The sequence below is a fragment of the Streptomyces sp. NPDC048419 genome, from assembly GCF_043200415.1.
In the GTDB taxonomy this organism is placed as follows: Bacteria; Actinomycetota; Actinomycetes; order Streptomycetales; family Streptomycetaceae; genus Streptomyces.
Genome location: NZ_JBICXT010000011.1, coordinates 192,773 through 215,311, shown reverse-complemented (window position 1 = coordinate 215,311; position 22,539 = coordinate 192,773). Strand labels below are relative to the sequence as shown.

Here is a 22,539-nt window from a genome sequence, read left to right as displayed (position 1 = left end):
GGTGGGGCGCCTTCCGTAGGCGGGTTCGGTCACGGTGTCGGTTTGCGGGCGATCAGGATTGCCTGCGGGACGGGTTCGGCGAGTGACTCGTTCGCCTCGCGGACGGTCCTGGAGACGACCGTGAAGCCTGCCTCCGTGAGCAGGTCCGCCATGTGTTCGGGGCGTCGGCGCAGGAAGTCCAGCGAGACCGGGTGGCCCCACGGATTGTCGTGGCGACGCGGTACGTCGCCGGCCTGGAAGGCGAGCAGCAGGTGGCCGCCGGGGGCCAGGACGCGGTGGAACTCCGCGAAGAGGGACGGGAGTCGGTCCACAGGGGTGTGGATGGAGGAGTACCAGGACACGACACCGCCGAGGCTGCCGTCCGCCAGGTCGAGCTCCAGCATCGAGCCCCGCTCGAACCGCAGGCCCGGATGCTCGCGGCGGGCGATCGCGAGCATCCCCTCCGACAGGTCGAGCCCGAACACCGGCAGCCCGAGGGAGGCGAGGTACCCGGTGATCCGGCCCGGCCCGCATCCCAGGTCGGCCACTGTCCCGCCCCCGCCCACGAGTTCGGCGTAGACCCCGAGCAGGGCCCGGTCCAGCGGCCGTCCGGCGAGCCCGTCGCCGGGGAAGTGGTCGGCGTAGTCCTCGGCGACGGCGTCGTAGAAGGCGCGGGTGGCGGTGAGGAAGTCGGCGTCGGTCATGGACGGGCACGGTACCGGCGGCCACTGACAACGCCCCGCCGGACCGGTCACGCCACCCCGGCCGCCCGCAACGCCGCGGCGGTCACCGCCGCCCCCAGCACCACCACCACGAACGGAGCCCGCCGCCACGCCAGCACCCCCGCCACCAGCACCCCACCCGGCCGCGCCCACCCGGCGAACCCGCCCCCCTCGGTCAGCGCCCCCGTCGCCAGCAGCGCGACGAGGAGGACGACCGCTCCCGCCGACGACAACTCCTGCACCCGTGCCGGAACTTGCACCCGCCCGTGCAGCAGCGGCCCCACCAGGCGGAAGGCGTACGTCCCCACCGCCAGGGCCAGGATCAGCACGACCGTCCCGTTCATACGGCCGCCTCCTGGCGGCCGTACAGGAACAGTCCCGCCGGCGCGAGCAGCACCGGCACACCTGCCGGGACGGCCGGCGTCACCGCCAGCGCGAACGCGGCGCCGAGCAGCGCGCACCGCCGTACCCGGGCGTCCGCGCGCAGAGCGGGCAGGACCAGAGCCACGAGGACCGCGGGGAAGGCCGCGTCCAGGCCGTACCGCGCCGTGTCGCCGAGAGCGTCCCCGGCCAGCGCACCCGCGAGGACACCGACGTTCCACACGGCGAACAGGCCGAGCCCGGAGATCCAGAACGCCTCCCGGCGCCGTACGGGATCGGACTGGGCGAGCGTGAAGGCCACCGTCTCGTCGGTCACCAGGTGCGCTCCGAGCAGCCGCGCGACCCGTCCCCGCCCGACGACGTCGGCGACGGCGAGGCCGAAGGCGGCCGTGCGGATGTTGAGGAGCAGCCCCGTGGCGGCCGCGGCGAGCGGACCGCCTCCGGCCAGTAGCACCCCGACCGCGCTGAACTGGGCCGAGCCCGCGTACACCACCAGCGACATCACCACCGGCACCCACACCGGCAGCCCGCCGGCCACGGAGACCGCGCCGAAGGACACGCCGACGATCCCGCCGGCGAGCCAGACGAGCGAACTGTCGCGGACGAGGTCCCGCCGCGGGGTGCGGGGCGCCTGGGGTGTTCGGTGCAGCGAACGCATGTTCATTAGGATGGACAGAAGTCACCCTGTTCGTCAAGGCGAACGAACATACCGATGGAGCGAACGCCATGTCCGACGCAGCCCCGCCCCCGCCCTCCCGGCTCCCCCTCGGCTGGATCGCCGCGGCCCTGCGCCGCGAACGCAGCCGGGCCGGCCTCTCCCTCTCCGAACTGGCCAAACGGGCCGGAATCGCGAAGTCCACGCTGTCCCAGCTGGAGGCGGCGAGCGGCAACCCGAGCATGGAGACGATCTGGGCGCTGGCGGTGGCGCTCGGCGTGCCGTTCGGCAGCCTGGTGGAGCCGCCGACCCCCACCGTGCAGGTGATCCGGGCGGGCGAGGGCCCGACCGTGCACTCCGAACAGTCCAGCTACACGGCCTCGCTGCTGGCGGCCGGCCCGCCGGGCGCGCGGCGGGACATCTACCGCGTCTGGCTGGAGCCCGGTTCCGTACGCGACTCGCGGCCGCACATTCCGGGAACCGTGGAGCACATCGTGGTCAGCACCGGCCGGGTGAAGGCCGGACCGCTGGGAGAGCAGACCGAGTTGGGCCCGGGGGACTACATGGCCTACCGCGGGGACGTGCCGCACACGTACGAGGCGCTGGAGCCCGGGACGACGTTCGTGCTGATCATGCAGCACGTGTGAGCCGTCGCCGTCGCCGTCGCCGGGAGCGGGGACGGGGCGGGGGCGGGGGCGAGAAAAGGCAGGAGCCCCGCTGCCTTGCGGCGCGGGGCTCCTTGGGTACTGCTGTCAGTTCCGGATCAAAGCACCAGGCTCCGAGACCGAATGATCAGACGGGGGTGACGTTCTCCGCCTGCGGGCCCTTCGGGCCCTGGGTCACGTCGAAGGAGACCTGCTGGTTCTCCTCCAGCGAGCGGAAGCCGCTCGCGTTGATCGCGGAGTAGTGAACGAAGACGTCGGGGCCGCCGCCTTCTTGGGCGATGAAACCAAAGCCCTTTTCGGCGTTGAACCACTTCACGGTTCCGGTAGCCATAAGCCCTCCTTGGGCCCAAAGGGTCGCCCTGCTCCAGAACCTGCAAGTGTGAAACGGTGCCGCACAACTGCATACGTCTGAAAACGACTAGAGCCCGCGGTTACATGCTCCGCAGGCTCTGTACTGCAAGGGAAACCAAACTGCAACTTGCGGCGAGCCTAGCACGCAGGCAGCCGAAAGCAATAGAGGTCAAGATCACGTCACCCGGATGTTTGAAAGGGGCGGATGGGCTTGACGGGATGCAGGTGACGGCACCCCGCCACCCTGAACGCAGCACCGTATCCCATGGGGTCTAGTCTCGCGATGTGGACATTTCTCGCACCCGGCCGCGCGTCGGCCACATCCAGTTCCTGAACTGCCTGCCCCTTTACTGGGGGCTCGCGAGAACGGGCACGCTTCTCGACTTCGAGCTCACCAAGGACACCCCGGACAAGCTCAACGAGAAGCTGGTGCAGGGCGACCTCGACATCGGGCCCATCACCCTGGTCGAGTTCCTCAAGCACGCGGACGAACTGGTCGCCTTCCCCGACATCGCGGTGGGATGCGACGGCCCGGTGATGTCCTGCGTGATCGTCTCGAAGGTCCCCCTGTCCGAGCTGGACGGCGCCCGCGTCGCCCTCGGCTCGACCTCGCGCACGTCCGTCCGCCTCGCCCAGCTACTGCTGGCCGAGCGCTACGGCGTCCAGCCCGACTACTACACCTGCCCGCCGGACCTGAGCCTGATGATGCAGGAGGCCGAGGCGGGCGTCCTCATCGGCGACGCGGCACTGCGGGCGAACCTGCTGGACGGCCCTCGCTACGGCCTGGAGGTGCACGACCTCGGCGCGCTGTGGAAGGAGTGGACCGGCCTGCCGTTCGTCTTCGCCGTCTGGGCCGCCCGCCGCGACTACCTCGAGCGCGAGCCGGAGATCACCCGCAAGGTGCACGAGGCGTTCCTCGCCTCCCGCAACCTCTCCCTGGAGGAGGTCGGCAAGGTCGCCGAGCAGGCGGCCCGCTGGGAGGCCTTCGACGAGAGGGTCCTGGAGCAGTACTTCACCACCCTGGACTTCCGCTTCGGCCCCGCGCAGCTGGCCGCGGTCGCCGAGTTCGCCCGGCGGGTCGGGCCGACGACCGGCTTCCCGGCGGACGTGAAGGTGGATCTGCTCCAGCCGTAAGCCCCACGGGAACGGCGCACTACCCTTTTCTCGTGCTACGGGGGAAGGGTGACGCCATGCAGCCACTGGGAGTCGACGAGCCCACGGTCGTGGGGCCCTACCGGCTGCTCGGCCGGCTGGGCGCGGGCGGCATGGGCCGCGTCTATCTGGGCCGCAGCGCCGGGGGCCGCACGGTCGCGGTCAAGATCGTGCACCCGCACTTCGCCCTCGACGAGGAGTTCCGCGCCCGCTTCCGCCGCGAGGTCGAGGCGGCGCGGAGGGTCGGCGGCGCCTGGACGGCCCCGGTCCTCGACGCCGACCCGGAGGCCTCGGTGCCCTGGGTCGCGACGGGCTACGCCGCGGGCCCGTCCCTCGCGGCGGCGGTCACGGACGGCGGCCCGCTGCCGGCTCATTCCGTACGGGTCCTGGGTGCGGGCCTGGCCGAAGCGCTGGTGGCGGTGCACGAACTGGGCCTGGTGCACAGGGACGTGAAGCCGTCGAACGTCCTGCTGACCCTGGACGGCCCGCTCCTCATCGACTTCGGGATCGCCCGCGCCACGGACGGCACGGCGTCCCTCACCTCCACCGGCGTCTCCATCGGCTCGCCCGGCTACATGTCTCCCGAGCAGATCCTCGGCAAGGGCGCCACGGGCGCGGCCGACGTCTTCTCGCTGGGCGCGGTGCTGGAGTACGCGGCGACGGGCGAGCCGCCCTTCCCGGGCGACTCCTCGGCCGCGCTGCTCTACAAGGTCGTCCACGAGGAGCCCGAACTCGGCTCACTGGACGGCGAGTTGCGCGAGGTGGTGCAGGCCTGCCTGGCCAAGGACCCGAGCGCCCGCCCGGCCCCGGCCGAACTGGCGCGCCGGCTCGCCCCCGAGGGCGCCGCCCGGCTGGTGACGGCCGGCTGGCTGCCGGGGGCGCTGGTGGAACAGGTGAGCCGGAGTGCCGTACAGCTGCTGAATCTCGAGGCGGTGGCGGGGGCGGACGCTTCATCGGGACCGGTCGGATTCAGCAGCGTGTCGGTCGCCGATCCGGTGACGTCCGGCGGGGAGGGTGCCGGGCGGCAGACGGTGGGGGAGTTCGGGCCGGCACCGGTGATGCCGGCGGCCCCGCCTCCGATCCCCGAGCCGCGGGACGCGCCCCCCGGCAAGCTCTCCGTCTCCGTGGCCGCCTCGTCCGGACCGGGCGACGGCGGGCGTGGACGCCGGATGAGCTGCACGGTGGCGCTGGCGGTAGCGGGCGCGCTCGCGGCCGTGACGGTGGGCTCGGCGTTCCTGTTCGACCTGCTGCCCGGCACCGGAAGCGGCGACAAGGACAACAGCGCGGGCAGCGAGCCCACTTCGAGCGCCACGCCGAGCACGACATCCGGGCCGACCGCGGCCGCCACACCGAGTACCACGGCTGAGCCGAGCGCGAGCCCGAAGCCCGGCGACGGCGCGCCCTCCGCCGTCCCCGCCACCTACCTCGGCACCTGGGAGGGCCAGGCCCTCGCCCTCGACGGCACCCTCCCGGTCGGCACCTTCCACCTCACCGTCCACCCCGCGTCCGTCGGCGAGGAACTGGGCCGACTCCGCCAGACCGACCAGCTCGGCGGTGTCTGCAACGACATCCTGACCGTCAAGACGGTCACCAAGAAGCAGATCGTCGCCACCTCGGTCGGCGCCAGGTCCAACCACAGCGGCTGCAACCCAACACCGCACACGGTGCGGTTGTCGCACGTCGGCGACGACCTGAAGTACGTGTCGGACAGCGAGGCGGAGGGGAATCCGACGGCTCGGATGTCGAAGATCAGGTAGGCGTGCGCGGGCTGCCTACATCGGCGTCGTCACCGTCACGTGCTCCCCGCTGCCGAGGTGCAGCATGCCCTTGCCCGGGGTTACGGAGCCGCCGACCATGCTCCGGTTCGTGCGGATGCCGATCAGCTCGCCCGCGGAACTGTCCTGCGGCGACAGCAGGATGCCGCGGCGAGCCTTCTTCATCTCGACCTGCCAGCCGGAGAAGCCGTCGCAGATCTCCTCCTCGTCACCGGCGATGACGACGGCCAGGCCCTCCTCGGCACCACGCTCGACGATGCGCTTGAAGATGTCCTCGGCGTCGCAGTCGTCGTGCACCTCCGCGTCGTCGACCAGGACGACGATCGGCTGCTCGGGACTGGCCGACCCGACGAGCGCCTCCAGTTCGTCCTCGTCGATGTCGCGGCCCGTGAAGACCTTCAAGACGCCGTCCTGCCCCTCGAGTTCGCGCAGCGGGGACGGCCGAGGCGCCGCGAGGACCACCCGGACACCCTGCGCCAGGTACGAGCGGGCGATGTTCAGCAGCACCGTGCTGCGTCCGGACTTCGCGGGGCCACCGATCACGAACGCCGGGATGCCCTGGGCGAGGTCGGGTCCGAAGGCGGTGAGCTCGTCGCCGCCGACGCCCACCACGGCCCACAGGGGCGAGGCGCTCGTCGCCGGGTCGCGCATCGCCCAGGCGTCCGCGAAGGAGATCCGGCTCGGCAGGACGTCGACGCGGAAGGGACGTCGGGAGCGCGGCACTTCGGCGTCCCGCGCCGCCGCGGCATCGCCGATCGCGAGGAGCGCGGCGGCCTGGCCCTGGCCGGTGGTGTCCTCGGAGAGCAGCGCGAACTGAGTCTCCGTGGCCGTCTCGCTGGCGAACCCGCGGCCCGGCGGGATCTCCTCGGGGATCTTGCGCGCGTTGATGTCCAGCATCGAGAAGTCGCCGCGGTCCGCGAGGCGCAGTCCGTACTTGTCCTCGGTGAGGGAGGAGATCCGCCCGGTCAGCAACTGGCGGTCGCCGGTCATCACCATGTGCAGGCCGACGCTGGCGCCCTCGCGCATCATCGCCATCAACTGGTCGGTGAGGTCGCCGTGGTTGTACTCGCCGAGCGTGGGCAGCCAGCCTTCCCACCGGTCGAGCAGCACCACGATGTGCGGCAGCCGCTCGTCCTCGGCGGCTGAGGCCCGCTGCTCCCCGATGTCGGCGTAGCCCTTGTCGGCCAACAGCTCCTGACGGCGGGTGAGTTCGCCGGTGAGCCGGTTGAAGAGCCGGACCACCCGCTCCAGTTGGTTACGGCCGACGACGGCGCCGGTGTGGGGCAGCCGGGTCAGCGCGTTCAGGGCGCCGTTGCCGCAGTCGATGCCGTAGAGGTGGACGTCGGCGCACGAGAGCGTACGGGCCAGAGATCCCGCGATGGTGCGCAGGATCTGCGAACGTCCGCTGCGCGGCGCACCGGCGACGAGCACATGCCCGAAGGTGGCGAAGTCGACGACCACGGGCCGGCGGGCCTGGTCGGCCGGCAGATCCTCGATGCCGTACGGGGCAGCCGGCAGCGTTCCTGCGCCGCGCACCGCCGGGATGTCGTCCAGCAGCAGCATCTCGTCCAGGGCAGGCAGCCAAGGGGAGTGCTGGGCCGGGATCGCCAGCGCCGAGTTGGCCTCTCGTACGGCGTCCACCAGGACCTTGAGGTCGGTGATCTCGTCGTCCTCGCGCGCCTCGGACTTGGGCTTGGTCAGCGCGGCCCGGCCCAGGTCCTGCCAGGACAGTGCCCCGGCCCACGGCGCGAGCGCGGCCGGGTCGGCGGCACCGGGACGGCGGCCACCGACACGGCCCGACTGGAACGGGACGAGGGATGCGTGCCCGAGGCGGACGTATGCCCGGCCCGGCGTGCTCTTCGAGATGTGCCCGGCCTCGGGCGCGTCGATGACGTCGGTCGACTCACCGGCGTCGGTCACACGCAGTGCGATACGTAGGTTGGTGTTGGCGCGGATCTCGGGGGAGACGACACCGGACGGCCGCTGGGTCGCCAGCAGCAGGTGGATGCCGAGGGAACGGCCACGCTGGGCGATGTTCACCAGACCGGTCACGAAGTCCGGCAGGTCACGCACCATCGAGGCGAACTCGTCGATGACGATGAGGAGTCGGGGGACCGGAGCATGGGACGGGTCCCGCTTCACCAGGTCCTGGTAGTCCTCGATGTCCTTGGCGTCGGCGGCGGCGAGGATGTGCTCGCGCCGCTTCAGCTCGGCGCCCAGCGACTCCAGGGCGCGTTCGACGAGGTGGGCGTCGAGGTCGGTGACCATGCCGACGGTGTGCGGCAGCTTCACGCAGTCCTTGAACGCGGAGCCGCCCTTGTAGTCGACAAGGACGAACGTCATGTTCTCGGGCGTGTTCGCGACCGCGAGGGCGGCCACGATGGTCTGCAGCAGCTCCGACTTACCCGAACCCGTCGTACCGGCGATCAGACCGTGCGGCCCGTCCCTGCGCAGATCGATGCCGAACGCACCGTCGTACGACTCTCCGATGACGGCCATCGTCGACTGCCCGCCCATGCGCCACCGCGCGGCGATCGCGTCGCGCGTCGGCGGCTCGAGCTGCAGCACGTCGAGAAGCCGGCTGGAACCGGGCAGTGCGGAGTCCTCGGTCTCGCCGCTGATGTCACGCAGAGGAGACAGCGACCGTGACAGCCGTGCGCACCAGGCGCTGGAGACGAAGTCCGGCCGGACATTGGTCCTGCGCCGGGCGCCGGTCTGCTCGACCCGCAGCCGCAGTTCGAGAGCCTGCTCGTGGTCCTCCTCGGCCTGCCGGCCGTTCTGGTGCCAGCCCTGGAAGGACGGGAAGCCGCCTGCGGAAGCCTGAGGTGCGCTCATGGGCGATGCGGTGGCGGCGTCGTCGCGCCGCAGCGGTTCGGCGACCACGTAGGCCTGGCACTCGCCGGGCAGGAACCGCTCCTCCTCGTCGAGGCAGATGGCGTAGATGGCGACGGCCGGGCCCTCCCGGAGCAGCCGTACGACACCCGGCATCGACCGCAGCCGACGCGACCCGTCCCACACGACGACCACGTCGGGGTCGGAGAACGCGGGGCCGTCGCCGGTGCGGCCGCCCTCCTTGAGGGACTTCTGCCGCGCGTCGAGCAGCTGAGTCAGCTCGCCGACCCGCGCACCGACGGTCTCCGAGTCCGTGCCGATCAGGGCGTTGACGTCCTGGCCGCTCGCGGGGCGCGCGTGCGGCAGCCAGCGCACCCAGTCCCAGCGCTGATGCGCCTCGTTGTCGGTGAGCACGTAGAACTGCACGTCCATGGGGCTGTGCAGCACGGCGGTCTGGGCGACGGCCCACCGCCCCAGCGCCTCGGCGGAGTCTCCCGGGCCTGCGATACCGACGACGCCGAGATCCTTCAGCGGCAGCGCGACGGGCGAGTCCTCTATCCGCCACGTCACCTGGCGCTTGTGCTCGTCCTGCTCCGGGTCGTCGAGCACCACCTCGGACCGGACACGGCCGGTGCCGACCCGCAGCAGCAGATGGTCGGCGTCGGTGCGGCGCCGCTCCCACAACCGGGTACGCGGCCCTGTGCCGAAGGCCAGGACCGAGGCAGGGTCGGGAACGGCGGTGCGCCGGTCCACCCGCTCCAGGCGCAGGGCGTCCTGGGCGTCCTTCTCGATCCGCTCCTTGTGCTCCTTGTACTCCTTGACCTGCTTCGCATGGGACTTGCGTCCGTGCTTCTTGTCCATGAAGTAGTTGCCGAGGAGCATGAGGGGGCTCATCAGCGCCATGATCAGGTAGTACCACCTGCCGAAGACCATGACAGAGACCACGGCACCGACCACGGGCGCCAGCGCCATCAGCCAGTTCAGCGGCCGTGCCTCGAACTCCTTGGGCGGCGTGGGCAGCCGGAAGTGCGTCGTGCGCTCGGCCGGGCGCAGCCGCGGGGGCCGGTTGTAGTCGAGTCCGGAGCCGTCGTCCGACCACTTCAGGGCGGCGTTCGGCGGGCTGTACCTGTCGATCTCCAAGAGCGTGTTGCACAGGGCGAGTTGGGAGCCGAGGGGCCAGGAGCCGCCGTCGAAGTCCTCGCCGTCGAGGCGGGGGTGGTCGCTGCCGCCCTCGTGCTTCTCCCGGTTGTCGTCCTTGTCCGCGGTGTCCTTCTTCTCGATGCCGTGAAGGGCGACGGTGCAGGCGCCGTCGATGGCGATGGACAAGGTGGCGGCGCGCTGGGCGAGTTCGGGATCGTCGATACGGATGTGCGCGGCCGGGCCGCTGCCGATGTCGTACCGGCCGACACCCAAACGGTGCACGGCCCCCGCGGCGGGGCCGCCGGCCACCCGGAATTCGACGACACCGGTCGGTTCACCGAGGAGACAGCCGGCCGGGTCGTGCAGGCTGACGACGACGCCGTCGCGCAGGGGCGAGCCGACGATGTTCGCGTCGGCGTCCAGGGCGTACCCGTCGACGAAGGCCTGAGGTGCGCCGCCGGGGCCGGCGTGCCCGCCGATGGGGATGATCTGCGCACCACCGTCGAGACCGACGTGCCGCGCCAGCTCCCGAGTGATGTCGCCGACCGACGACTCGGGATCGGCGTCGAGCACCACATCGGCGCTGGCGCCGACCATGGGGTCGACAACGGTCAGACTCAGGCGCACGTTCGTCCTCCTCGCTGGGCTGAGGCCGCCCCCGGAACGCTGAACACAGTCTGAGTGACCTTAGCCGCCACGTCTTTCCCCTGCGCAACGGGATACACACTGCTTTCACAGTCCGGTGATGTGCAGTGGTTCACGGTTCCGTTGCCGGGCATCCCTGTCATCCCACCAGCCCCACCCGTAAGATCTTTGCTCATGCGGACGGCGGGTGTGCGACCGCGCAGACCGCATCAGGCAAGCCACGGGGGAAGGCCCTGCGGCGACCAACGGGAGGGAGAGCCGTCATGGCCAAAGACACAGACCTCACTTACTCCGAGATGGAGAAGGAGGCCGGCGAACTCATCAAAGCCATGGGCGACATGGAAGACATGCTGAAGAGCATCGAGAAGCGTGTCGAGCACCTGGTGCAGAACGGGTTCACCACCCAGAAGGCCTCCGGCGCCTACGACGAGTCCATCAAGGACTTCACCAAGGGCGCGGCGAAGACCATCAAGGGCCTGGAAGGCCTGTCCAAGTTCCTGACCAACGCCAAGAAGGCGTACGAGGACCTGGACGACCAGCTGGCGAAGAGCGCCAAGGGCTAGCCTGCCCGGCAAGAGCAGTCACTCCTGTGCGACGGAGCGCGAGGCGCCCCGTCGCACAGTTGCGTTCTGCGCAACATTCAGTCATTCAAGCAAGTCTGCAACTTTGCACGGGGGTGCCATGGGCGGCGAGAACGATCACACGCGGCTCGACCTTGACGTGATCAAGGGCATGGGGCGAGGGCTCGGCAGCATCAAGAAGGCGTTCGACGGCCTGGAGGATCTGGGCGGCAAGTACGAGGACGACTTCGGCAACGGGGACCTGGCGGACAAGTTCGGTGATTTCGCCGACAACTGGAAGCTCAGCCGCAAGCGGCTGACCGACGAGATCGACGCCCTGTCGCAGATCGCCAAGGCGGCTGCGGAGGCGTACGAGGACATCGATCACCAGCTGGCCGAGGCGATCCGCGGCGCCCAGGATCCGAAGAAGGGGAAGTGACCGATGGCGGGAAGGCCGCGTGACTGGCATCCGGTCGCGGACAGCGACCCCATTCCGGGTGATCCGGATCGTATGGCGGCGCTGGGCAAGCAAATGCGCAAGACCGCGGACGAACTCGAGCGTCAGATCCGCAATCTGAAGGCCGTTGTCGAGGTGGACGCCTGGGACAACAAGTCCGGCGAGGAGTTCCGCGAGAAGGCCAAGGGCAACGTCAAGAAGCTCGAGGCCGCATTCAAGCGGTACGACACCGCCGCCACGGCGATCGGCAGCCGGGTCGACGAAGTGGGCGGCGGATACCAGGACAAGCTGCACGCGAGTCCGCGCAACTACGCGTCCGATCTCAATCGCGCCCAGGAGATAGCCGACGCCGCGCTGAAGGACGCCCAGGACGCGGACGAGCGAAAAGGCGCCGCGCAGAAGAGCATTGACGGTCTGTCGGGCAAGGACCGGAAGAAAGAGGACGTCGACAAGGACCGCAAGGACTTGGAGACGAAGCGGGACACCGCCGGCGGCGAGATCAACGCCGCGCGGGAGAAGATCAACGAAGCGAAGAAGATTCGCGACGATGCCGCCAAGCACGCACGGGATTCCCTGGACGCGGTGATCAACCACGACTCACTGAAGGACGGCTTCTGGGAGACCCTCGTCGACGACATCGCGACGGTCACGTCCTGGATCGCCACCGTCTGCGGCATCCTGTCCCTGGTCGTGGGCTGGATCCCGGTGATCGGCCAGGCCCTGGCCGGGGTGCTGGGCGCCATCGCGATGATCGCGACACTGATCAACTTCATCGCCACGTTCGTCCAGGTCCTGCAAGGCAACGCCGACTGGCTGGACCTGGGGATCGCGGCCCTCGGATTCGTGCTGATGGGCGTCGGCAAGGGATTCTCCAAGATCGCGGGAAAGTTCGCCAAGGGAGCGCTGGGCAAGCTCGGCAAAGCCGGTGTCGCCCGGACCGCCCGGCAGCTCAGCCGTGCCAACAAGAACCTGCGCCGGCTGTCCGGGAAGGAGTTCAAACTCGGCAAGGGCGACGTCTGGAAATCCATCAAGGAACCGTTCACGGAGCCTTTCTCCAAGTCCGCGTGGAGCGACAACCTCAAGGCCCTCAAGCCCGGCGGCGGGAATTGGTCCCTGGCCAAGAACGAGCTGCAACTCCGTGGCGGGGGGAGCCTGTTCAAGGGAATCCCCAAGTCGTTCTCCATGGCCGACCCGGGGGTCGCGTCCGACCTGAAATCCGTAAAACTGGGCACAGCGGCCCTGGCCAGTCAATTCGACGGAGCCGCGCTCAACACCATCTCCAAGACGGCCGGCCGTATGTCCCTCGCCGGAGCCGGGATTACCCTGGGCGGGCTGGGCCTGGACGGCAACCTCGACCCGCTCCTCGGCTGAGCCGACGACCACGCCCCGCGAAAGGAACGAGCATGACGGCACCCGACGAGGGCGCACCCCTGGACGAAACCTTCGAGTGCACCTTCGAGTTCCGGCCGGGCTGGATCGACCTGACGCTGCGCGAGGGCACGAAGGCCGAGGCCAAGGGACTGGCCACGGAGGTCGTCAACCGGCTCAACCCGCTCGCCCTGGAGATCGAGAAGAGCGCGGTCTTCGACGACATGGTCGAGCGGGCCGTCGACCTCAACGAGGACGTGCCCACCCTCGCGGCGGCGTACTACTCCGAGGCGGGGGAGGCCCTGGCCAACCTCATGGTCGACTCCTACGGCGACGAGGGCGCGCCCCGCCCCGGCGCGGACGAGATCGTCCCGCTGCTCCTGGAATGGGGAAATGCCCAGGTCACCGGCGAGCCCCAGATCACCCACCTCGAGCTGGCCGCCGGGCCCGCCGTCCGCGTGCAGTCCATGCTCCAGGTGAAGCGGATGCTCGGCCTCGGCAGGAAGCTGACGGAGTTCGTCAAGTACGCCGTCTTCCCGCCCGGCATGCAGAGCCTCATCGTCGTCACCGTGACCTGGGAGAAGATCGCTCTCACCGAGGAGATCACGGAGCTGGCCGACGAGGCGGTACGGACCCTGCGCATCACACGGCTTCCGACGGAAGGCACTGCAACGCCCGCCGACGGAGGCACCACGTGAAGACCGCCGACCAGTTCACCTCGCCGCCCAAGGACTACAACGTCGTCGTCCCGGACGGGTGGTTCCAGATCCCGCTCGACCCGGACGACCGGGACAGGGGCATCATCGCCCTGGCCGACCTGACGTTCCGCGGCGTGGACAACGCCCCCCACATCAAGAAGCAGTTCATGCTGGACCTCCAGCGGAAGGCGAAGGACGCCTACAAGGTCGGGGGTACCGAGCTCTACCTCTCCACGATGACCATCGGCCCGGTGCCGCTCGCGTCCTCGCTGCTCATCAGTATCCCCGGGCCGGACGAATGGCCGCAGACGTCGGACGCCGACGCGCTGGCCGAACATCTGGCAGGACAGGACCTGGGCGAAAAGGGCGAGTTGGGCGTCGTGGAGCTGGCGGTGGCAGGCCGGGCCGTGCGCCACCGCCAGCGCGAAGCGCCGGATCCCGAGAAGCAGTTGGGCAACACCCTGCCGACCACGACCCTCACCTACTACGTGCCGATCCCGGCCAGCATGCGCTGGCTGCTGCTGAACTTCTCCACGCCCGTCGACCCGCTCGCGGACCAGATGGTGGAGCTGTTCGACACGGTGGCGGGGACGCTGCATTGGGACTGACGGACCGGGGGAGTGGGGCGTCCCGGACCGGAGAGCCCCGCTCGGGAGCGTCCCGGACCCGCACGGGTTTCGGTGTCGCGGCGGCCGGCGTCGCGGTGGTGGCCGCCGCGGCGGTGGTCTTCCTGGCCCTCGGCACGTGGCGCCGATTCGTCCGTACGACCGCTCCGGCCCTGCTGGGTTGGCCGGGTGCGCCATGGGTGGTGGGGGCGGCGCTCGGGCTGCTGACGGTCATCGGCGCCACGTACCTCCTGCGCTTCACGGCCCCGACGTCGGCCCCGGCGTCGCCCTCGACCTCGGACTCGGGCGCGACGCCGTCGAAGCCCGTCGTAGGAATCGCAGCCGCCGCGTCCGCCGTGGCGGCCTTCGGGCCCCTGATGTACGTGCTCGCCGCCCTCCCCGGGCGGAACTGCCCTGCGTACCGGCAAGGGTGTGAGCACATCGACGGAACGTGGAGCGCGCTCGCCGCGTACGTGATCAGTGCCGTCGCCCTGGCCGCGCTCCTCCGCCGCCGCCACACCACCCGCGCCGAGGCCAGACGCGCCGAGGAACGCGAACGCCTGCGGAGGCTCCGCAAGCGGGGCGGATGCAAGAGCCGGGCGGCACACCGCAGTTGAGGCACCGCCGGAGCCACCACCGAACAGCGCCCGAACGCCCTGGCACAGGCGGTCGATAGGCTGATCGACATGGCAACCGAGTCGGCCGGAAGGCCAGTTGAGACGTGTCCGAACTGCGGTGGCGACGAGGTGCGGACGGTCGAGCAGGCACGCTCGGGCAAGGGCGCGATGCGCGAGGGCCTCTACGGCCGGCTGGCACCCGGGCCGGACAAGTCCGGTGACGGCTTGATGCACTTCGCGGAGGGCATGGTGCTGACCGGCATCGGTGTCGCCCTCGCGTACACAGGCGTCCAGCAGCACAAGACCCTGTACCTGGCCGGCGGTGTCCTGTTCGCCCTGGTCTGCTTCGCCGGAACCATCGCCGTCGTCCGGGGTGACGCACGGGAGAAGGCCGCCGCCGAGGCCGGCGCCCCACGGGCGGAGCGACTGTGGCAGCCGGCGCACTACTGCTACGCCTGCGCCGGCGTCTTCTGCCCGGCCGGTTCACCGTGGCAGGGCTCCCTCACCCCGGAACAGTTCAAGAAGCTGGTGTGGACCGAGGCGGGATACGCCGATCAGCTGGAGGCGGGGGACAAGGCCAGGGAGGCGGAGATCCCGGAGAACGCGCTGCCGGGGCGACTTAGGCGGTAGGAGGTCGACCCGCGTTCACTGCTGAAGATCGCCCGGCTGCGGCTTTGCTGCCTCTCCCGAAGCCCCCATCAAGATCGAGTGGGTCTCATGGACGTCCTTGGACGCCTTCGAGGGCACGTTCACCTCGACCATGACGATTCCGCTCGGCAGGCGGGTGAGGAGTGGGGCCTGGGTGTTGGCCGGGAGTTCGGCCAGGAAGCGCGTCAGGCGCTCGCGCTGGCCGGTGGTCAGTTCGTGCTGGGGAACGGTTCGGACCGTCCCCGCGAGCAGTTGGGCCAGGCGCTCGGCGCTGTCGGGGTTGCCCGCGAAGAGGCGGATCCAGGACTGGTCGGCGAAGGTCAGCCGGACGTCCGCCTCGATCTCGCTGTACGTCATGCGCCGGGCGCCGGCGACGGACTCACGAGGGAACTCGGCGAGGACGTCGGCCTTGTCGAGCGTGCCGGTCCGGGTGCCCAGGAAGAGCAGGCGGCGGTCGGTGAGGACGAGGTCGGTGGCGTAGCCCTTCGGGCGGCGGGCCGGGTCGAGCTGCCAGGGGACGGTGCGTGCCAGGGTGCCGGGCGCGGCCCACATGACCGGGAAGTCCTGGACCTCGTTCTCCGGCTCCTCCGGCTTGCCCCGCACGGCGACGTCGCCGAAGGGCGATCCGGAGGCCCCACCGATGTTCGCGATGATGTTGGCGATCAGCGGAATCCCGACCAGGAAGGCCCGGCCGGTGCGCTGCGCGACGCGGTCCCCGGTCGAGTGGAGGGAGTAGGAAGGGCCTTCGGGCCAGCCCGGAAGCTCGCCGTGGATGTCGTTGCGCTCAGCGTCCCGGAACCACCGGGAACCCGCGACGGCGGGCGAGATGCCGGTGGCGAACTTGACCGAAGTGCGCAGCAGCAGGTCTTCGTCGGCGTTGGGGTACCAGTCCATCTCTACGTCACTTCTCCACGGAGGAATTCGATGCGATCGGTTGGGCTGCCCCCTCGGCGCCGGCCGGTGACGGGAACTCCACCGAGCCGACGATTCCCGCGACAGCGTGCGAGAACTCGTCCGACTGTTCCACGGAAGCGGTGTCGAGCGTGAACACCGCCGTGTAGGGGCCGGTCGAGAACGGGACATGCACCTGGATCTGCCCCATGACGAGTTCTTCGTCCTGGGACGACTTGGTGTACGCACCGTCCACGAGCAGCTTCTGGAAGGTGACGCCGCACACCGCCGGGCCACACGGAAGGTCCAGCCAGGTCACCTCGCGCAGCGGGTCGCCGAGCATCAGCGCCTGGATTCCCTGGGCGACGACGTCCTGGTCCGTCTCGCCCGACTCGAAGACCGCGACGGTGAGCGAACAGTGCGCCACTCCGCCGCCGTCCTCGATCTCGTAGAGACCGATTCCGAAGAAGCCGACCCCGCTGGCGAGCATCTCGTCCGCCATGGCGCTGTACAGCGACCCCATGGACTCCCACAGCGATTCCTGGCCCTGCGGATAGATGTCCCGTACGAGCCGCCTCGCCGCCTCGGCGCGCTCGTCCGCGGCGAGCGACACCTCGATGGCGTGCATTCCGTGCGGCAGCCGGAATGCCATGGGGGGCAGGGCGGCGCCGTCGATGATCAGGCTCTCGGGCGCTCGGGTGCTGTTCACGGTGTCCGCTCAGCTCCCGAAGCCGAAGTCGTTCTTGGCGATGTTGTACCCCTTGAACACGTCGAGACCGCCCTTGATCGTGGCGTCGATCGTCCGGCCCGCCCTGCCCATGGGGGCGACGATCTCGGCGCTCTTGACGAAGGGCAGCTTGCTCGCGAGGTTGATCCCCTGGCTGCCCAGCCACTGCCCCTTGCGGAAGTTCTGCAGCCCGCTCTCGACGGCCAAGGTCAGCCGGCTGCCGCCCTCGCCCAGCTTCACCACGGGCGCGGCCTTCAGGGGACCGAAGAGCAGGAAGGTCTTCCCGATACCCGTCACTCCGCGGTAGCCCTCGCCGAGTTCGGCTGCACGCGCGACCGCGCTGGCTCCCTTGGCGAGTTCGGCACTACCCGTCAAGCCCTTCACACCGGGCAGGATTCCGAGGGCGTCGAATCCGATGTCGGTCCAGCTGACGTCCGCCCCCGCCGCTTTGGCGACCATGTGGGTCAGCAGCGCCGCCCCGCTCGTGATCATCGCGCCTGCGGCGAAGATGGCGCCCAACGGCTCGAAGGGCGCCGTGATGATGGCCAGTAGGCCGAGGATGCCGCTCGCCAGGCTGAGCAGGTCACCGATCGCCTTGAAGACATCGGCGTGGTCCTTGATCCAGTCCCCGGTGGCGTCCCAGGCGTCCGAGACGGCGTTGCCCAGCTTGTCCCAGAATCCGGGCTCGTCCGGGGCGATGTCTCCGGCCTTGTCCAGTTCCTTGCTGATCTGCCGGGCGGCGTGCCGGTAGTCCTCCTCCAGCTCGTGGACCTTCTGGATGACGCCGTCCACCGCGCTGGAGGCCTTGGCCAGGTCGTCGCTGCCCTTGCCGTCGGCCTTCCCCTCGGCCTTCGACCTGGCGTCGAGTTTCTCGCCGGCGGACTTCTCCAGCCGGTCCGCCCGCTCCTGGAAGTGCTGGAGTTCGTTGGCCCAGCGGTGCAGGGCTCGCGAGGCCTTGTCGAACGAGTCGTAGCTCTTGCGGATGAGGGGGGTGACGTCCTGGCCGACGTACTCGACGAAGGCGATCGCGGTCTTGCCCTTCCAGGCACCCGCCCCGACCTCGTCCAGCTCCTTGACGGCGGTGCCGAGGTCTCCCGCCAACTTGCCGATCTGTTTGGCGAGTTCCCGGGTGTCGTCGACGTTCCCCGGGGTCGGGTCCCAGCCTATGTGCGGGAACGCGGGCCGCTGACCAGCCACGTCACTTGCCCTTCCGCTGCGGGGCCTTGAGGGAGTGGGCCAGGTCGTAGTCGAGCTTGCCGAAGCTCTCGCCGATGGTGTTGATCATTTTCACGGCACCCTCGGTGTGTTTGCCGAGCTGCTTGATGCCGTAGGCCCAGTCGTCGGCGAAGTCGTGGACGTCGTCGATGAGTTTGCCGTCACCTACGGCCGAGGCGTCGGTGCTCTTCAGGGTGCGGCGGGCCGTGTCCATACGGTCGCTGATGGAGGAGAACGTCTTCTTCAGGTCTTGGAAGATCGTGTCTTCGAGTCGGAGATCACTCATGGCAGATCCGGTGTCTACGGGAAGTGCGCGATCCGCCACTGCGCGGACCGCCCAATTCTGATCAGCGGTTGACGGCTGGGGTTCCGTGCACGATCACGAGCCGGCGGTCGTGGCGAGCAAGACGGCAGCGGAGTGCGTGCGGCGCTTCACAATGGACTCCCCGTGAGACTGAAGTGCGTCAAGAACACAGACGCTATCCACGAGGTTCCTGATGTCGCCAGCGCGGATCGCGCTGCGAACCGGCGCAATTCAGGGCGTAGCGGACCCCTTGAGTGTGTGGAATGTGTGCCGATCCCGCTCGAGCGTGCCGCGGCACCCGGCGGCAAGTCGGTCCCGGTGCTCACCACGCCCAGAAGGCACGGGAGAGCGGTCGTCACGATCGCCCTCCCGCTCGGTTCGTCAGCGATCTCCTAAGGCTGCCCCTAAGGCTGGCAGGCCTTGTCCCCTCTGTTCGACACGATGTCGGTGGTCTGCCAGGTGCCTTCGGCGCTCCTGTTGAGCACCGTGTGATAGAGCACGTAGGAGTTCGCGGTTGTCGGCGTTCTGTCCACCTTGTGGGTCTTCTTGTTCTTGATGAAGGACTTGCTCTCGTCGGAGCAATAGGTGACATAGGCCTTGTCAGCGCCGGAAAGAGTCACCCGGCGGTCGAAGTACCGGGTCTCACCGATCCAGGTGTCGGCGTCATCGATGTATCCCTGTACGTAGGTGATCGATGAATTCAGGGCCTTGCCGGTGTTGTAGAAGCCGAGTGCCTTCGTACCCGTGCTGCCCTTGAAGATCGCCTCATCAACGGCGTTGATGCTCAGAGCGCTGTCGGCCAGGATCGCGGCCTTGGTCTTGTCGTCCGTCTTCCGGTCGTCGAAGACGTTCTTGGCGTCGGACGGGAAGGTGATCGCCGGTCGGTCGGTGGAGCTGGAGGTCTTGGCGCGCGGCGAAGCCGAGGTTTCGCTCTTCGGTTTGGACACCGCGGTCTTGGCGTCGTTCTTGCTGTTGTCGCTTCCCCCTCCGCAGGCCGTCAGTAGTACGGCTGCGGTCGCGGCCAATGCGACGGCGGCGGGCGAAGTGCGGTGCTTCACAGTGCTGGACTCCCCGTGAGTCTGGAGATGGTCGGAACTACGTCGTGTACTGCTGGAACGTCACGGTCGACAGACCGGGTGTCACGATGTCCGAGGTGAACTCGCCGGTGAGCAGGCCGAGGAGGACGGTCGTCGTCGGGGCGTCGTGGTGTTCCCATGCCTCGGCAAGGTCCCGGGAGGCGAGCAGGGTGCGCCAGGTTCCGGGTTTCTGGTCGGCGTGGGCGAGCCAGTTGAGGGTGTCGCCGTCGATGGTCTTCGCCCAGGCGATGAGTTCGTAGCCGAGGTCGGCGCTGAACTCGTGCGGTTTCTCGTCCTCCTCCCAGATCTCCGCCGCGAAGTCGCTGCGTCCGTCGTTGAACTCGACGATGTCGTACCGCTTCCGGACGTCGGCGGGGACCAGCAGTTCGATGTAGCCGCAGAAGGCGCCGGAACCGTACGTGTCGACCAGTTCCTTGTAATCCGGCGGGAGTTCGCGGTGAAGGGCGGCTTCTACCGGTGCCCAGTCCGCGGCTGCCGCCCGCTCGGGTTCCTTCCAGTCGGGAGGCTCGGCAGGGGACGGGGGAGGGGCGAGTGCTGTGAGCCGGTCCAACGACGAAGGCGTGCTGTGGTCTTGGCTCACTTGCAGTCCTTTGTCGCCTTCATTCCCTGGTCACGCCGCGACGTTCTTCCGTAGCGCCGCGTCGTCGACTGCGGGCGACGAAGAACCAGACGAGAAGGCCGATCGTCGCGACAGTGGAGAGCAGTCCGACGGCCCAGAGCCAGGGGTAGTGACTGAAGGACCAGCTCGGCGGAGTTGAGCGGCCGCGCCCCCACTTGCCCGTGTCCTGAGTATTGAAGACGAGAGCTACGTAGGGCACGAGTGAGGCTGCCGAGGCGATACCGAGGCCGGCCTTGGTAAGGGTGCGGACCCCGTGCTGCTTCCAGGACTTCCCCTTCAGGTTGCCCAGGGAGAGCACCGAAAGGGTGACCAGGCAGGGGCCGGCGACTCCGACGCAGACCGCGAAGGCGTACGCACCGCCTGGCCAGGCCTCGGCGGCCCAGTGCCAAGTGGCGTCGCCCCAGAACCAGTCAAGGGTGGCTGTGAGGAGGAGTGCCGTCACGACGAGCAGGGCGATCAGGCATCCAGAGCTGTACTCCCCGCTCTTCTTCTCCTTGGTTCTGGCCGAGTCCGGCCTGCCGCGGTGCCGCTCGTACTGCAGCATTGGCGCCGCTGCTCTACGGCGGCGTGGTTTGGCGGAGCTTCCCATGCCCTGATTCCCGGTAGCCACTGTCCGTTGACAATCGGACCTTCTGGAGGACGCTCTGCTTTTCGGCCGAGTGGTGGACGGCCCGAGACGCTGAGGGCCGTCCACCTTGCGTCAGCGGTTGACGGCCTGGATTTCCTGGACGGTGACGTTCTGGGTGGCGCCGAAGGTGCCGTCGGGCAGGTTGTCGCCCGTGCCGTCGGAGCCGGTCCAGTGGATCTTCCAGGTGATGGTGGCCTTGAGGGGGTAGGTGCCGTCGCCCGAGGAGCGCAGGTACTTCACGCCGCAGGGTGGGGTCTGGTGCGCCTTGCCCTTGGCGTACGGCTCGCCGATGCGGCCATTGTTGATCTGGCAGACGCCGGAGGCGGGGTAGGTCTGGGCGTCCGCGGTGCCGGGTTCGATCTTCAGGGAGACCGGTTTGGCGGTGGTGGTCGCGGAGATGCCGAGGGCCGGGACCGAGGCGGTGACGGAAACCGGCTTGAACGCGGCGCCGTCCAGCCAGGCCCAGGTGGGCAGGTTGACCTTGGTGGTGCCGGCCGGGGCGAGAGTGACCTTGGTGCCGGGTACGCGGATCTCGTTGTAGGCGAGTTCGGCCAGGATCTTCGGGGTCACCGCGTTGCCGATGTCGGCCGGTGGCGGATCGCCGTTGTCCACCCAGAAGATGGGCTTGTCGCAGTCGAGTGCGCCCGGGTCGCCCTCACGTCCCTTGGTGACGTACGAGTCCCACCAGTACCCCTTGCCGGTCTTCTCCTTGTTGAAGTCCTTGTACGTGCCGGGATCCTTGCCGCCGTCCTCGTACTTGTTGCGCTGCTCCAGATCCCACTGCGAGCCCGTCGACTCGGCCTCCCAGATCGGCTCCAGGTACGCCTTGAGTGCCGCAGGGCTGTACTTGGGCGCGTAATAGCAGGCGGGCGGAGTCCAGGTGGTCGTCGAGGTGACGGGGCCGGCCGACTGGCCGGAGCCGTTGTTCGAGGTGTCGTAGACAACCGCTCCCGCGGTTGCCGAGATTTCACCCTTGCCGTCGGAGTTGCCGGATGGGGCCGGCTTCTGGGATCCCTGTCCCTCGCCCGGTCCGTAGGCCGATGCCGTGCCCGGCAGTGCCAGGCCACAAGCGACCACGAACACGCCGACTGTCAGGACGCGCCCCCGACCGGTCACCCGGCGCATGACTTGTCCCCCCGCTTCGAAATCAGGTTGCTGGTCTGCCACACACCCTGCTCGGTCTTCTCGAGGCGGGTGTTGTAGAGGACGTACGGGCTGTCCTTCGAGGGGGTCCGGTCGACCTTGTCGGTCTTGCGGTTCTTGTTGAAGCCCTTGCTCTCGTCGGAGCAGTAGACGACGGATGCTGTGTCGCTGCCGCTGAGAGTCACCTTGGGGTCGTAGTAACGCGTGGTGCCCGTGAAGGAGAGGTTGGCCTTCACATACGCCTGTACCCAGGCCACCGCGTCGGACAAGGCCTTGTCCCGGTAGTAGAACGAGAGGCCCTTCGAACCGGCGTCGCCCCGCAGGATCGCGTCGTTCGTCGCGTCGATGCGTCCGGCTACGTCCGCCAGCACCGCGTCCTTGGTCGCATCGCCCGTCTTCCAGCTCTCGTACTTGTCCGTGACGTCGGACGGCAGCGCGATGTGCGGTCGGCCGGTGTTGCCGGCAGTCGAAGCGCTGGGCGAAGCCGACTTCTCGCTCCCCGCGTTGGCTCCCGCGATCTTGTCGTTGCCCTTGCTGTTGTCGTCCCCGCCCCCGCAGGCCGTCAGGAGTAGGGCTGCGGCCGCGGCGAGCGCGGTGGCAGCGGGCAAAGTGCGGCGCTTCACAGTGGTGGACTCCCCGTGAGACTGATGTTCGTCAAGAGCATC

General features: G+C 69.2%; 24 protein-coding genes. 10 read left to right on the top strand and 14 right to left on the bottom strand.

Features of this window, described 5'->3' with window-relative positions:
* Positions 1–29: 29 nt before the first annotated feature.
* Genes ACGFYN_RS23870 through ACGFYN_RS23860 form a run of 3 tightly spaced genes read right to left on the bottom strand, consistent with a single transcriptional unit; the run spans position 30 to position 1,740 of the window.
* On the bottom strand, positions 30–683 hold the full coding sequence (locus ACGFYN_RS23870; RefSeq protein WP_393867852.1) for a class I SAM-dependent DNA methyltransferase: 654 nt from the start codon (positions 681–683) through the stop codon (positions 30–32).
* A gap of 47 nt (positions 684–730) precedes the next feature.
* Positions 731–1,045: an AzlD domain-containing protein gene (locus ACGFYN_RS23865; protein WP_393867851.1), complete on the bottom strand. Its 315-nt coding sequence runs from the start codon at positions 1,043–1,045 to the stop codon at positions 731–733.
* Positions 1,042–1,740: an AzlC family ABC transporter permease gene (locus tag ACGFYN_RS23860; RefSeq protein WP_393867850.1), complete on the bottom strand. Its 699-nt coding sequence runs from the start codon at positions 1,738–1,740 to the stop codon at positions 1,042–1,044. Before ACGFYN_RS23860 ends, ACGFYN_RS23865 begins: the two co-directional genes overlap by 4 nt.
* Positions 1,741–1,808: 68 nt before the next feature.
* Between ACGFYN_RS23860 and ACGFYN_RS23855 the strand changes: the two genes are divergently transcribed.
* Positions 1,809–2,384: a helix-turn-helix domain-containing protein gene (locus tag ACGFYN_RS23855; RefSeq protein ID WP_393867849.1), complete on the top strand. Its 576-nt coding sequence runs from the start codon at positions 1,809–1,811 to the stop codon at positions 2,382–2,384.
* A 145-nt stretch (positions 2,385–2,529) separates the two neighbouring features.
* On the opposite strand, the gene ACGFYN_RS23850 is transcribed toward ACGFYN_RS23855, so the two are convergent.
* Entirely contained in the window at positions 2,530–2,733 is a 204-nt protein-coding gene (locus tag ACGFYN_RS23850; protein ID WP_003992177.1) for a cold-shock protein, read from the bottom strand.
* 305 nt (positions 2,734–3,038) lie between these two features.
* On the opposite strand from ACGFYN_RS23850, the gene ACGFYN_RS23845 reads away from it, so the two are divergent.
* Positions 3,039–3,887: a menaquinone biosynthetic enzyme MqnA/MqnD family protein gene (locus tag ACGFYN_RS23845; RefSeq protein ID WP_393867848.1), complete on the top strand. Its 849-nt coding sequence runs from the start codon at positions 3,039–3,041 to the stop codon at positions 3,885–3,887.
* Between the two features lie 56 nt (positions 3,888–3,943).
* The gene (locus tag ACGFYN_RS23840; protein WP_393867847.1) at positions 3,944–5,662 is read left to right on the top strand and encodes a serine/threonine-protein kinase; all 1,719 of its coding nucleotides are present in this window, start codon (positions 3,944–3,946) and stop codon (positions 5,660–5,662) included.
* A 15-nt stretch (positions 5,663–5,677) separates the two neighbouring features.
* Here the strand turns inward: ACGFYN_RS23840 and ACGFYN_RS23835 are convergent, their stop codons facing one another.
* Positions 5,678–10,279 carry an FtsK/SpoIIIE domain-containing protein gene (locus ACGFYN_RS23835; RefSeq protein ID WP_393867846.1) on the bottom strand — a complete coding sequence of 1,534 codons (4,602 nt, stop codon included), beginning with the start codon at positions 10,277–10,279 and terminating at the stop codon, positions 5,678–5,680.
* Between the two features lie 281 nt (positions 10,280–10,560).
* Here ACGFYN_RS23835 and ACGFYN_RS23830 point away from each other — a divergent pair, with 281 nt between their 5' ends.
* The 7 genes from ACGFYN_RS23830 to ACGFYN_RS23800 all read left to right on the top strand — a co-directional run bounded on the left by ACGFYN_RS23830 (position 10,561) and on the right by ACGFYN_RS23800 (position 15,232).
* The gene (locus ACGFYN_RS23830) at positions 10,561–10,860 is read left to right on the top strand and encodes a WXG100 family type VII secretion target (RefSeq protein WP_384264376.1); all 300 of its coding nucleotides are present in this window, start codon (positions 10,561–10,563) and stop codon (positions 10,858–10,860) included.
* Positions 10,861–10,978: 118 nt separating this feature from the next.
* Positions 10,979–11,296: a hypothetical protein gene (locus ACGFYN_RS23825; protein ID WP_384264378.1), complete on the top strand. Its 318-nt coding sequence runs from the start codon at positions 10,979–10,981 to the stop codon at positions 11,294–11,296.
* 3 nt (positions 11,297–11,299) lie between these two features.
* Positions 11,300–12,685, top strand: coding sequence for a hypothetical protein (locus ACGFYN_RS23820; protein ID WP_393867845.1), 1,386 nt, complete (start codon positions 11,300–11,302; stop codon positions 12,683–12,685).
* 32 nt (positions 12,686–12,717) lie between these two features.
* Positions 12,718–13,380: a hypothetical protein gene (locus ACGFYN_RS23815; protein WP_393867844.1), complete on the top strand. Its 663-nt coding sequence runs from the start codon at positions 12,718–12,720 to the stop codon at positions 13,378–13,380.
* Positions 13,377–13,988, top strand: a complete 612-nt coding sequence (locus ACGFYN_RS23810; RefSeq protein WP_384264384.1) for a hypothetical protein — start codon at positions 13,377–13,379, stop codon at positions 13,986–13,988. Before ACGFYN_RS23815 ends, ACGFYN_RS23810 begins: the two co-directional genes overlap by 4 nt.
* Positions 13,979–14,602, top strand: coding sequence for a hypothetical protein (locus tag ACGFYN_RS23805; RefSeq protein ID WP_393867843.1), 624 nt, complete (start codon positions 13,979–13,981; stop codon positions 14,600–14,602). Before ACGFYN_RS23810 ends, ACGFYN_RS23805 begins: the two co-directional genes overlap by 10 nt.
* A gap of 69 nt (positions 14,603–14,671) precedes the next feature.
* Positions 14,672–15,232 carry a hypothetical protein gene (locus ACGFYN_RS23800; RefSeq protein ID WP_393867842.1) on the top strand — a complete coding sequence of 187 codons (561 nt, stop codon included), beginning with the start codon at positions 14,672–14,674 and terminating at the stop codon, positions 15,230–15,232.
* Positions 15,233–15,247: 15 nt separating this feature from the next.
* Here the strand turns inward: ACGFYN_RS23800 and ACGFYN_RS23795 are convergent, their stop codons facing one another.
* The 9 genes from ACGFYN_RS23795 to ACGFYN_RS23755 form a co-directional block, all read right to left on the bottom strand.
* Positions 15,248–16,144 carry a hypothetical protein gene (locus ACGFYN_RS23795; RefSeq protein ID WP_393867841.1) on the bottom strand — a complete coding sequence of 299 codons (897 nt, stop codon included), beginning with the start codon at positions 16,142–16,144 and terminating at the stop codon, positions 15,248–15,250.
* Between the two features lie 7 nt (positions 16,145–16,151).
* A complete protein-coding gene (locus ACGFYN_RS23790; RefSeq protein ID WP_393867840.1) occupies positions 16,152–16,850 on the bottom strand; it encodes a hypothetical protein in 699 nt (232 codons plus the stop codon).
* A 9-nt stretch (positions 16,851–16,859) separates the two neighbouring features.
* Complete coding sequence (locus ACGFYN_RS23785; protein WP_393867839.1) at positions 16,860–18,065, bottom strand: enoyl-CoA hydratase/isomerase family protein; 1,206 nt, start codon at positions 18,063–18,065, stop codon at positions 16,860–16,862.
* Between the two features lies 1 nt (position 18,066).
* A complete protein-coding gene (locus ACGFYN_RS23780; protein WP_393867838.1) occupies positions 18,067–18,369 on the bottom strand; it encodes a hypothetical protein in 303 nt (100 codons plus the stop codon).
* A 422-nt stretch (positions 18,370–18,791) separates the two neighbouring features.
* Positions 18,792–19,445, bottom strand: coding sequence for a hypothetical protein (locus tag ACGFYN_RS23775; protein ID WP_393867837.1), 654 nt, complete (start codon positions 19,443–19,445; stop codon positions 18,792–18,794).
* Positions 19,446–19,482: 37 nt separating this feature from the next.
* On the bottom strand, positions 19,483–20,064 hold the full coding sequence (locus ACGFYN_RS23770) for a hypothetical protein (protein WP_393867836.1): 582 nt from the start codon (positions 20,062–20,064) through the stop codon (positions 19,483–19,485).
* 19 nt (positions 20,065–20,083) lie between these two features.
* Positions 20,084–20,647 (bottom strand): hypothetical protein, encoded by a 564-nt coding sequence (locus ACGFYN_RS23765; RefSeq protein WP_393867835.1) that lies wholly within the window; start codon positions 20,645–20,647, stop codon positions 20,084–20,086.
* Positions 20,648–20,803: 156 nt separating this feature from the next.
* Positions 20,804–21,856, bottom strand: coding sequence for a hypothetical protein (locus ACGFYN_RS23760; RefSeq protein WP_393867834.1), 1,053 nt, complete (start codon positions 21,854–21,856; stop codon positions 20,804–20,806).
* Positions 21,844–22,497: a hypothetical protein gene (locus tag ACGFYN_RS23755; RefSeq protein WP_393867833.1), complete on the bottom strand. Its 654-nt coding sequence runs from the start codon at positions 22,495–22,497 to the stop codon at positions 21,844–21,846. The genes ACGFYN_RS23760 and ACGFYN_RS23755 overlap by 13 nt, the downstream gene beginning before the upstream one ends.
* Positions 22,498–22,539 lie beyond the last annotated feature (42 nt).

Coding starts and splice junctions, on each gene's coding strand:
- ACGFYN_RS23820 (WP_393867845.1), top strand. CDS start 11,300: ATGGCGGGAAGGCCGCGTGACTGGCATCCGGTCGCGGACAGCGACCCC.
- ACGFYN_RS23760 (WP_393867834.1), bottom strand. CDS start 21,856: ATGCGCCGGGTGACCGGTCGGGGGCGCGTCCTGACAGTCGGCGTGTTC.
- ACGFYN_RS23825 (WP_384264378.1), top strand. CDS start 10,979: ATGGGCGGCGAGAACGATCACACGCGGCTCGACCTTGACGTGATCAAG.
- ACGFYN_RS23840 (WP_393867847.1), top strand. CDS start 3,944: ATGCAGCCACTGGGAGTCGACGAGCCCACGGTCGTGGGGCCCTACCGG.
- ACGFYN_RS23860 (WP_393867850.1), bottom strand. CDS start 1,740: ATGCGTTCGCTGCACCGAACACCCCAGGCGCCCCGCACCCCGCGGCGG.
- ACGFYN_RS23865 (WP_393867851.1), bottom strand. CDS start 1,045: ATGAACGGGACGGTCGTGCTGATCCTGGCCCTGGCGGTGGGGACGTAC.
- ACGFYN_RS23800 (WP_393867842.1), top strand. CDS start 14,672: ATGGCAACCGAGTCGGCCGGAAGGCCAGTTGAGACGTGTCCGAACTGC.
- ACGFYN_RS23815 (WP_393867844.1), top strand. CDS start 12,718: ATGACGGCACCCGACGAGGGCGCACCCCTGGACGAAACCTTCGAGTGC.
- ACGFYN_RS23870 (WP_393867852.1), bottom strand. CDS start 683: ATGACCGACGCCGACTTCCTCACCGCCACCCGCGCCTTCTACGACGCC.
- ACGFYN_RS23830 (WP_384264376.1), top strand. CDS start 10,561: ATGGCCAAAGACACAGACCTCACTTACTCCGAGATGGAGAAGGAGGCC.
- ACGFYN_RS23850 (WP_003992177.1), bottom strand. CDS start 2,733: ATGGCTACCGGAACCGTGAAGTGGTTCAACGCCGAAAAGGGCTTTGGT.
- ACGFYN_RS23765 (WP_393867835.1), bottom strand. CDS start 20,647: ATGCTGCAGTACGAGCGGCACCGCGGCAGGCCGGACTCGGCCAGAACC.
- ACGFYN_RS23795 (WP_393867841.1), bottom strand. CDS start 16,144: ATGGACTGGTACCCCAACGCCGACGAAGACCTGCTGCTGCGCACTTCG.
- ACGFYN_RS23855 (WP_393867849.1), top strand. CDS start 1,809: ATGTCCGACGCAGCCCCGCCCCCGCCCTCCCGGCTCCCCCTCGGCTGG.
- ACGFYN_RS23780 (WP_393867838.1), bottom strand. CDS start 18,369: ATGAGTGATCTCCGACTCGAAGACACGATCTTCCAAGACCTGAAGAAG.